General features: G+C 49.9%; 6 protein-coding genes. 1 reads left to right on the top strand and 5 read right to left on the bottom strand.

Translation table 11 applies throughout. From position 1 onward, the window contains the following. Nucleotides 1-272 precede the first annotated feature (272 nt). Nucleotides 273-641: a potassium channel family protein gene (locus tag EMM73_RS19450; protein WP_127688426.1), complete on the top strand. Its 369-nt coding sequence runs from the start codon at nucleotides 273-275 to the stop codon at nucleotides 639-641. Nucleotides 642-736: 95 nt separating this feature from the next. On the opposite strand, the gene EMM73_RS19445 is transcribed toward EMM73_RS19450, so the two are convergent. The 5 genes from EMM73_RS19445 to EMM73_RS19425 all read right to left on the bottom strand — a co-directional run bounded on the left by EMM73_RS19445 (nucleotide 737) and on the right by EMM73_RS19425 (nucleotide 9370). Beyond that, nucleotides 737-2299 carry a phospholipase D family protein gene (locus tag EMM73_RS19445; protein ID WP_186435304.1) on the bottom strand — a complete coding sequence of 521 codons (1563 nt, stop codon included), beginning with the start codon at nucleotides 2297-2299 and terminating at the stop codon, nucleotides 737-739. 187 nt (nucleotides 2300-2486) lie between these two features. Continuing rightward, nucleotides 2487-5543, bottom strand: coding sequence for an efflux RND transporter permease subunit (locus EMM73_RS19440; RefSeq protein WP_127688424.1), 3057 nt, complete (start codon nucleotides 5541-5543; stop codon nucleotides 2487-2489). Further along, nucleotides 5543-6619, bottom strand: coding sequence for an efflux RND transporter periplasmic adaptor subunit (locus EMM73_RS19435; RefSeq protein WP_127688423.1), 1077 nt, complete (start codon nucleotides 6617-6619; stop codon nucleotides 5543-5545). Before EMM73_RS19435 ends, EMM73_RS19440 begins: the two co-directional genes overlap by 1 nt. Before the next feature lie 152 nt (nucleotides 6620-6771). Then, the gene (locus tag EMM73_RS19430; protein WP_127688422.1) at nucleotides 6772-7707 is read right to left on the bottom strand and encodes a SphA family protein; all 936 of its coding nucleotides are present in this window, start codon (nucleotides 7705-7707) and stop codon (nucleotides 6772-6774) included. A gap of 49 nt (nucleotides 7708-7756) precedes the next feature. Next, entirely contained in the window at nucleotides 7757-9370 is a 1614-nt protein-coding gene (locus EMM73_RS19425; protein ID WP_127688421.1) for a hypothetical protein, read from the bottom strand. Nucleotides 9371-10020 lie beyond the last annotated feature (650 nt).

Here is a 10020-nt window from a genome sequence, read left to right as displayed (position 1 = left end):
GCCGATAAACGACGCCCCTACATTAAATAAGGGCTAACGCGTAGGGTCAGGTTTTGCGGTGTGCGTTAAGTCCGCAACTCGCTCTTAGCTGACAAATAAGTCCCTTGAGGCGCTTCGGCCTGACAAGGTTGTTTCCAGCCCCCGGGCCAGTGCTAAAGTCCTGTTAAACACTCAGTGCCATCTCACATATCTATATAAAAAACTAAAAAGGATCTTTCTTTAGAAAACAGCATGCTTATACTCAAAACATCCAGCCACATGAGCAGATCATCATGGCCTTTACGCTGACGTTCCTTAAGCTTTTTTCCATAGCATTGTTTCTGTTGATGCCACTGTTGCTGATATTTATCACCCTGATCCTGATTTTAGGGCAAGTGGTAGCGCGGCTGGAGCGATGGCCAGCATTCGATGGGTTGTACTGGGCGTGCATTACCGCGACCACCGTCGGCTACGGCGATATCAAACCAGCTCGTAAATCATCACGGCTCATTGCCGTACTGATTGCCATGCTGGGTATACTTTTTACAGGCATTGTGCTGGCCGCCGCGATTAACTGTGTGGGTAAAGCATTTGAAATGCATATAGCCGTCGAACTTGAAACTGCAGCTTTGTGGACAGCACCATCTCGCCTCAGTCGTTAACTATGCCTGGATTCTCACTGGCTTGTCGCCTCGCTGCATCTTCAAATGTCTCAGGTAGATAGCCGCTGAATATCAAGCAGAAGCTGTCTGGTGAACTACAGCTGTTTACTGATCGGCAGCCAGGATAATAGGTTAACAAACAACCTGCGAAATACACTGGCTTTCGGCTCTGTGCAGTGCGTTTTGTATTCTGGCGCCGGGCCTGTCTTTTCTATCAATTCACGCCAGCTGATGCGGCATAAAGCACCGGCTTCGTTGTTCAGTACCAGTTGATAGGCCCTGTAGGGTAACAGCTTGTTAATGGCTGCTGTCACTTCTGCTGCATGCTTGGGTGCATCTAACAGAATGCCTATTTCGGTATTAATCGACACAGAACGAGGATCAAGATTTAAAGAACCGATAAACAGGTATCTCTGGTCAAACACAAAGGTTTTTGCATGCAGCGATGCTTTTGACGAACCAGTTACAGCTGTTGCTACTCTGGAGCCGCCTTTCTTACTGTCTGGTTTAAACTCCCAAAGCCCTACCCCTGCATCCAGCAAAGACTGGCGAAAGGGTGCATAACCCGCATGCACTGCAGCCACATCGGTTGCCGCCAGGGAGTTGGTTAATACCGTGACCGAGGCCCCCTCTGCAATCCATTGTTCAAACTTCTTTATCAGCTCAGGCTGAGGCACAAAATAGGCTGAAACCATCAATGCACTTTGTTTTACCCCGCTTAGTACCTGTTGCATCGCTGGGACTAAGTGCCCCACTTTATCTGCTGAAGGCCTGAGTACTTTATCTGGATGATCAAGCAAAATATAACCCTCTACTTTTGCCCCGTATCTCAGTTGCTCCAGCACCTTGTGGTTGTATTCGCCGGCTTGTACCACCAGGGTAGACTGAGCTGCAGTGATGGGTAGCTGTGTCCTTAACTCTTGATAGGCATTGGGCTGCACACCCGGTCTGATGGCCTCAACAGGCACTGACAATGCGTGATGCCAATACAAACCAAAAGCATGCTGCAGGCGGGCAGCAAAAGCTTGCCCTGTCAGAATATCGGCATCATGAAAGCTGGCATTGGCCGTGGCGGTAAAATACTCATCACCAATATTTCGGCCACCCAAAATAGCCAAACTGTTGTCGGCCAGCATCAGCTTATTGTGCATACGGCGGGACTGTAACGAAAAGCTAAACAACAGATCAGCCAGCGGTAGCTGCCTGCTGCGACTGGGATTAAACAACCGCACTGCGATATTCGGATGGCTGGCTAAACTGGCTAAACGGTCATCTTGTTGCGCAGAACCGAAGTCATCCACTAACAACCTGACCAACACCCCACGGTCTGCAGCCTGTAACAGCGCCTGCAAAATTAAATTGGCAGAACTATCGGTCTTCAAAATATAGACTTGCAGGTCCAACTGAGTTTGAGCCCTGGCAATTAATGCCAATCTGGCCAGCAAAGCTTCCTGCCCATCACCCAGCAGTCGGACTGAGGCCTTGACGGGTTGTTGGAATACCTCAAGCTCAGCTTGCATATGCAGGCTGTTCGTTGCTGTTCTGGCATAGTGGCTGGCGGGCGCAGCACAACCTGCCAGAACCAAGGCCATGATGACCCATAAGGCACAGAGTTGCGCAACACCTTGCATCAGCACAGTCGAACCAAAGTAACCCATGGAAGCAAAAACTAATCTCTTTCGTAAAACACCGACGCCTTGATCGATGAATGAAACAGCCAACTAAAACTGTACCACTATGAAACAACCTGACGCCAGGCGCGAGTGCAGTGCAGTTATTTTACATCACCAGCGCCATCGCAGCAGAATGCCCTGCCAGGCGTCGCCTGAACGAACTTAGTCTCCATCAGGCGGATACCTGAAGCTTGTCCGGTTTAGGTATTCGATACAACACAGCATATAGCAAAGGGATCACCACCAGCGTCAGGGCTGTGGCGAACAACAAACCAAACATAATAGTGACGGCCATGCTTTTAAAAAACGGGTCGAGGAACAAAGGCGCTACCCCCAGAATAGTGGTCAGTGCCCCCAGCACCACTGGCCTTGCACGGCTGACGGATGCCTGTATCACGGCAGTCAGAGGGACCAAACCCGCTCTGATGTTCTGATCGGCTTCGTCAACCAGTACTATGGCATTTTTTACCATCATGCCAATTAAGCTTAAAAAGCCGAGTATGGCCATAAATTCAAAAGGGGTATTAAAGGCAACCAGGCCAAACACCACTCCAACCAGAGCCAGCGGTACTGTCAGCCAAATCACCAGAGCGGGCCGTACCGCATTAAACATCAAGACTACGGTCAGGATCATAGCGGCAAAACCCAGCGGGGCTGAGCTGGCAAGCCCCTGATTTGCATCTCTGGACGCTTTAAATTCACCGTACCAGGTTAACTCATAGCCAGGTGGCAGCGGCAAAGCTTCAATCTTGGTCCGAACCTGAGCCAGGGCATCATTCGCCAGCACACCAGGCGCCGGATCCGCTTGCACTAAAATCGTTGGTTGCCTGTCTATGCGCCTGATCATGGCATCCTGCCATTGCAAGCCTGAACTGATAGTCAGGCTGCTCAGGGGGACAGCTTTTTGAGTCAGCGGGCTTATTACCTGCACAGTATCGAGCAATCTCACATCGTTTCGCTCACTGGCCGGGGCTCGCACCACGAGAGGGATCAGCCTGTTGCCTTCGCGAAAACTGCCTATAGTGCTGCCGTTTAAGACTTGTTGCAGCGCCTGATTCACCTCAACCTGAGTCAGGCTCAGTTGCTGCATCAGCGCCGTATCGTAAACAGGCACCATCACAGGAACCTGCTGCCGCCAGTCGTCCTGCACTGCAATAAGGCCGGGTGTCTCTAACATAATGGCTTTTGCCTGCTCAGCTAAAACTCTGAGGACTTTGGGATCAGGGCCTCGAAACCCAGCTTCAATTTTTTTACCACCGCCACGGCCTAACATAAATTTCCAGACTTTCACCGATACATCCGGATACAGCGCTGACAACTGCTGTTGTAGCTGGCCGACCATAGCGCTGATTTGGCGGTGGTCCTCTACATCAACCAGTAACTGAGCGTAAGCAGGGTTGCGGGCTTCGGGGGCATAGGACAGCATAAAACGTAAACCGCCACCACCGCTGAAGCTGGTGATATTGGTCACTCCGTCCTGTTCAGCCACAGTGGCAGCCACCTGGCCAGAGATCTGGGCTGTATGCTCTATTGCCGTGCCCTGCGGAAGATACAAATCGACCACAAACTGTGGCCGCTGTGATTCCGGCATAAAACCTGGTGGAACCCATTGCATGCCAACTAATGCCAAGGCAAAAAGCCCTATAAGCACTGCTGCGCTCAATAGCCGAAAACGTAAAACCTGCAACAGCAACTGCCGGTACAGTAGCAAAATACGGCTTTCAGCTTTGTCAGTGGCAGGACTTACTGTTAAAAACTGATAACAAAGCATTGGCGTAACTGTGACGGCAAAAAGCCAGCTAAGAAACATGGAGTATAAAATCACCCAAAACAGCGACCCGGCATATTCGCCCATATCACTGGTGGACAGTCCTATAGCACTGAACGCCAGAATGCCCACTAAGGTTCCGCCAAGCAAAGGCCAGATGGTCGCATTTACCACATCGGCTATGGCCTGCTCCCTCTCTTCACCTTGTTGCATTTTCACCACTACGCCGTCTGTGACCACTATGGCATTATCCACCAGCATACCAAGGGCAATAATCAAAGCCCCAAGCGAGATACGCTGCATGGCGATGTCTTCTATTAGCATAATGATCAGTGTGCCAGCCACGGTAAGCAACAGCACAAAACCTATGATCACGCCCGGTCTGAAGCCCATAAATATCAGCAGCACCACAAAAACAATCAGGACTGCAGCCAATAAGTTATCCACAAAACTGGCTACTGATGCTTTGACCGACTCTGACTGCATAGAAACAACATGCAGCTCCATTCCGATCGGACGCTGAGATTCCAGCTCGGCCAGCCGCGCCTGAACGGCTTCTCCCATGTCGACCACGTTACCGCCTCTGACATTGGAAACACCAAGGCCAATAGCACGCTCGCCATTGTACGTCATCAGGATGGAAGCTGGAGCTTTGGAGGTTCGGACAATGGTCGCCACATCAGATAAAGCCAGGGTTTTACCGTTTTGACCTATACCTACAGGGAGTTGCTCTAATGCAGTAAAACCAGCAACAGCAGCAGCAGGCATCACAGGTACGCGCATCTGCCCTGCATAAAGTTCTCCGGCTACGGCTACCAGGTTTTGCTTTTGCAGCACGGCGTAGATCTGCTGTGCTGTCATGCCAAGAGCCGTCAGCCTGCTGGTTGAAAACTCAATATAAATTTCTTCTTGCCGGTTGGCCAGCACTGCAGTTTTAGCAACCCCAGCGACCAATGCCAGTTCTTTACTTAAAAAGTCGACATAATCATACAGCTGCCTGTCGGAGTAGCCTGGCCCGGTGACAGCAAAAAACAAGGCATACACATCGGCAAAATCGTCATTGACGACAACGGGGCCAGCCCCCTTGGGCAGGCTGCGCTGAGCATCGCTGATTTTACGCCGCAGTTTATCCCATACCTGATCAAGCTCTGCGGCCGTGCGGGCAAAAGACAGATCAATTTCGACTGTGACCTCGGACATACCCTGACTGGATACAGATTTAACTTCTTTCACTTCCTGTAACGACTGCACCGAACGTTCGATTAAATCAGTCACCTCATCTGCTACTTCTCTGGCGCTGGCGCCAGGATAAGGGGTCGCAATTACAGCTTTGCGTATGATAAATTCCGGGTCTTCAAAGCGGCCAAGTTGCTGATAGCTCAGATAGCCGCCAAGCAGAACCAGCAGCACCAGTACCCACAAGCTGGTGCGTTTGGCAATGGAGTAACGGGCCAGGTTCATTAAGGCGTCTCCACTGTGGTCATTGCATGCACTTGCATCCCCTCAGTCAATGCCTGCACACCAGCCACAACGATGCGATCCCCAGCCATTAAGCCATCAGTGACCTCGATCTGATCACCGAACAGGCGCCCTACTCTGACGGTCCTTTTTTGCACTTTGTCTTGTGATCCAACCAGCCATAAAAACTGTTCGCCCGTATTGGCTGGCACTACAGCTGTCACGGGCACCAGGATATTCTGCTGCTCTGCTGATGACGCAGATTTGGCGAATACCCTTGCATTCATGCCCGGCATTAATTTCACTGCGCCCAGATCATCCAAACCAAGCACCACCTGATAAGTCTGAGCCAGTGGATCTGCATCACTGGCATGATAGCGGTAAGTCACAGCAAAACGCTGCCCTGGCAGGGTATCTATCTCGGCAAGCCCATGCAGACTGGCTTTAGGCTGGACAAAATATTTCGCCGGCACTTCAATCACAACCTCTAAGTCCGTTGGGTTATGCAATACATAAACGGCCTGGTTCACCTGCACTGTATGAAAATTATTCACCAGCTTTTGCGCTATCACGCCGGCAAAGGGAGCCTTAAGCAGCGAGTTATCCAGATTTTGTTCAGCTTGAGTGACTTTGTTGGCCGCCACATCACGTTTTGTCAGCAGTTGCTCCAAATCACTGCGCGAGACAGCCTGGGTATCGCGGTAGATTGCTTCAGCTCTCAGATAATTTGCTTGCGCCTGTTTGTACTCCACCCGAGCGGAATCGAGCAAAGTAGCCAGCTCCTGATTATCCAGCTCGGCCAGTACTTGCCCCGCCTGCACCTGCTGACCTTCCTGCGCGTGCAGCTGCGTTAGTTTTCCGGCCTGACGAAAGGCCAGTTCAACCCGTTGTGCAGAGCGGATCACACCGGTAAAACTAGCCTCGCTCAGTCCGGACTGCTGCACAGTGTAGATCAAGGCCGGTCTTGAAAACTGCTCAGCCGTCGCCTGCTGCTCAGCAGGTTTACTACAGGCAGCAACTGCAGTGCACAGCAGCGATATGATCAGAAACTTAGGTAGATTCAAAGTGCGCCCCATCATCTTGGTCCTCAGTTGCCCAGCTTGGCTTTGCTGAAGCCACGGGCAGAATGATTAATTGAAAGAGAGCAGCCCAAGCTGCTCTGAATACTATAGGCCGAAAGACAGGAAAAGAGGCTGATTCAGCGGCGCTGCTTATCCTGGCGTGAGCTTCGTCAGAACAATAAGTTAACGCCCAGAGTTACAGTACGGCCCTGAAATCTGTCCCTGGCTGAAAACTCTTCGGTCGCTCGGATCATGGCTCCCAGTTTGCCTGGTGTGATCCAATACGACGCTTCGACAGCGGCATTAAACATTCGGTCCCGCCCATCTTCATTACGGTCGGCACCTGAAGCCTTTCCGGTCTCCCATATGCCGCCCGCCATCACACCTAGCATAAATTTCTCGGAAAACGCCATAGAGGCTCCCAGTTCAACCGAGGTGTGCGCCGCAGGTTTGAGGTCAAAGCCTTTTTTACTGCCATTGATTTCATGCAGCACAGAGGCAGATAACAACAGACCAGGGTTGTTGAGCGGAAAAAAAGACACTGTGGCTCTGAAATCGTGGCTCCAGTAGCCAAGACCAACATTGTCGGCACGATCAGCAGAGTACTCACCGATCGGAGCCCAAAATGCATACTGAGCAGAAACAGCCCACATCGGATTCAAATGCCAGGTCAGGTTGGCAGGAATCACGTACAAATCCCCCCAATCCTTATTGTTGTTATCAAATAATGTGATGTTCTGGCCAAATGCCGTCAGTCGCGCGTTAGCACCGGCTTCGCCATAGGCAGGAACAACAGTGATAGCCCAATCCGCATCAAACAACTTAGTCGCCGGAGAATAAACCAGCACAGGGGTAAACATCCACGAATCTGCACCGACGTCGACGCCCTGACTGGCATCGACAGTAGCACCATTGCCTGTTCTGGCTTTTCCGGCGGAATAATAGGACAGATAAGGCGCAAAAACCTGCAAGCCAGCTGGTGCCGAAATCAAATCCCGTGGCGACCAAGATCCAGGCACATAATGGCCTTGCTCACCGCCCTTTGCTACGAATGATGGCAGAGCAAACAACAACGCTGCAGCCATAAATCTCGCACACCTATCCATACCCTCTTCCTTCTGTCAGTCATGGCCAAACACAGATGTAAAACGCAAACTACTCTAATCGGATGCGATATGGCCCAATCACTGAGTTAAACAACATATCTCCGTCTTCAAGAAACTGCAGGATGGCATAGGTGCCATTGCCTTTATTGTTGTGGCCAAAAATAGTTCTGGACACTGTAGCCCCTGTATTCCAATCCAGACCTGTCACTTCCCAACCATCTTTAACGCTGTAACCATTCACGAAAACCGCATTGGCACCTGAACTGGCAAGCGGCACCATGCTGATAGACACTACATCACCTCTGGTCCATGCCGAATAAAAGCGGTTTTCCTTTGGATCCCATACAATTTTTTCAACACCACTTGGCGGGCGATGCACAGGACCTACGGTCATCACATCAATAATTCGGTCAGGGTGCCCCTCTTCAATCAGGTTGTTCACTACAAAAGCACCTTGGCCGGACACAATGATCGTTTGCTCAGACTGCAGCCAGGCGCGTTGTTCAGAAATACCGGCAGTCACTGGCTTTTGATCTGCGATACGAGGCGACAATGCCCCCTTCACTTTACGAGCATCGGCCGGGATGGCATCACGCCAGAAAGCGACTAACTTCATCCGATTCGAACCATCGGTAATGAGTACCAGTTTGTCTTCATCTTCACCAAAGCCCATTAGCGTCGGAGTTGAGCCAGTGCCAGTGCCTGCTTTAATGGCTGGAGGCCAATCTCCGCCATCGTATTGGGCTTTCCAGGCACCATCTTTGGCATCCTTGGAGATTTTGCCACCTGTCCAGACAAATTTATGCATCACACCTGGCAACCTTGGCTTTTTAGAGCCTGTTGCGACATAAATGCCACCTTTACTGTCAATGGCCAGAGAGTTCGTTGCGAGCTGATTATCATCTTCAAAGCTTTGAAATTGACCTTTTTTTAAGTCAGCATCAACTACAGCTATGCCATTGAGGGCGCCAATGACAATATGGCCGTCGTAAGTCATGTTCATGCCGACCAAACCAACACGAGCGGTTTCGCCAAATACGCTGGTAGGAGGCACTATTTTGGCCGTATCAAACTGTGCTTTCACCTCCAGACCCTTGGATATGTCCTTTGGATCGACTCGCCCTATCGCAGAGACTATGGTGCCGGCATTTGCATACACCAGATCTTTGTTGGAGACCAGCGCATAGACGCCCGCAGGCATCAGACTGCCGGGTGACTCGCCAAGAAGGGCTTTCAGGTGAGCTTCGGACTCTTTCATAGACTGATAGTTGTAAGAGACAATCTTATTTAAAGTATCCACTGACTTACGGGTCGCGCCCGGCAGATCAATATCAGCGACCATCTTCCAGTTTTTGCCGCGCGCATCAATTAATGCCACCCTGTCTGTTGAAACGGACCAAAAGTAGCCAGACTCAGTCGATGCATAGGTAGCATTATTGACTGGCCCCCCCCAAACAGGGGTCAAAGTATCCAGATCAACAGTTTGAGTTTTTAACGGAATTTTGTAGGGGATACTATTTTGCTTCGCGGGATTGATATGGGTTACACCATAAATGTCCGCCGACAAAAAGGGGTTACGTTCAGGCCTGAGTTCTGCCTGAGCGAAGCAGGTGATAAGAGAGAAGGACAGAAGAACAACTGTGTTTTGCCGAAATATGTTCATTGTAAAGATCCTTTTTCGAATAAATTGTTACATTACAGTACTCTAGCCACCGAACCACATAACAAAATGACACTCAAGTTTCACCTTAATGCGGCCAATTTGAGAGTCCATAAGCTTCAGGTCAAATTGCGGCCGCCTTCCAACTACGACCTGAGCCGCAATTTTGTTCTGTTCTGGAGCAAAATTTACTTAAAACACCACTAAGAATGACAGGAGCCTCTTATCTTTTTTATCGGAACAGTCCGAAACCTACAGAGGTAAATTATTGATAATAAAAATTAAACCACAAAACAAACTAAGGCAATATCATTTAACAAATATTTAATATCAGAGATTAAAAAACCCAGAAGGCCATATTGAATTGGGAAGTAAGCTGCGAAAGATAGTGCTGATCCAAGCTCAGATGAATTAGTAACTGATGCTCTATCCGGGCAAAATATAAATAACCTGATGTGATGCTCTGCTATTCATGAGCTATCGTATTGTTTTGGTCTGAGTTACCTCGCATAGCCCTTGTAGTTAGCCGCTGTTAACACGTTGATTAACCCATAAAAATCTCATAATCATCAGGCCTTTGCATATAAGCTGGTACTTTGTGGCTGAACAACCGCGCTCCAGATATCGCTGTTTGTACCAGCAACTTGTTGTAA

Origin of the sequence: Rheinheimera sediminis, assembly GCF_004005375.1 — a bacterium.
Taxonomy (GTDB): domain Bacteria; phylum Pseudomonadota; class Gammaproteobacteria; order Enterobacterales; family Alteromonadaceae; genus Pararheinheimera.
Note: the sequence above shows the minus strand (reverse complement) of the source record. Positions and strands in the feature narration are given on the sequence as shown.

Excerpts from the sequence above, each read along its gene's own strand:
- EMM73_RS19425 (WP_127688421.1), bottom strand. The coding sequence starts at position 9,370 with ATGAACATATTTCGGCAAAACACAGTTGTTCTTCTGTCCTTCTCTCTT.
- EMM73_RS19450 (WP_127688426.1), top strand. The coding sequence starts at position 273 with ATGGCCTTTACGCTGACGTTCCTTAAGCTTTTTTCCATAGCATTGTTT.
- EMM73_RS19430 (WP_127688422.1), bottom strand. The coding sequence starts at position 7,707 with ATGGATAGGTGTGCGAGATTTATGGCTGCAGCGTTGTTGTTTGCTCTG.
- EMM73_RS19445 (WP_186435304.1), bottom strand. The coding sequence starts at position 2,299 with ATGGGTTACTTTGGTTCGACTGTGCTGATGCAAGGTGTTGCGCAACTC.
- EMM73_RS19440 (WP_127688424.1), bottom strand. The coding sequence starts at position 5,543 with ATGAACCTGGCCCGTTACTCCATTGCCAAACGCACCAGCTTGTGGGTA.
- EMM73_RS19435 (WP_127688423.1), bottom strand. The coding sequence starts at position 6,619 with ATGATGGGGCGCACTTTGAATCTACCTAAGTTTCTGATCATATCGCTG.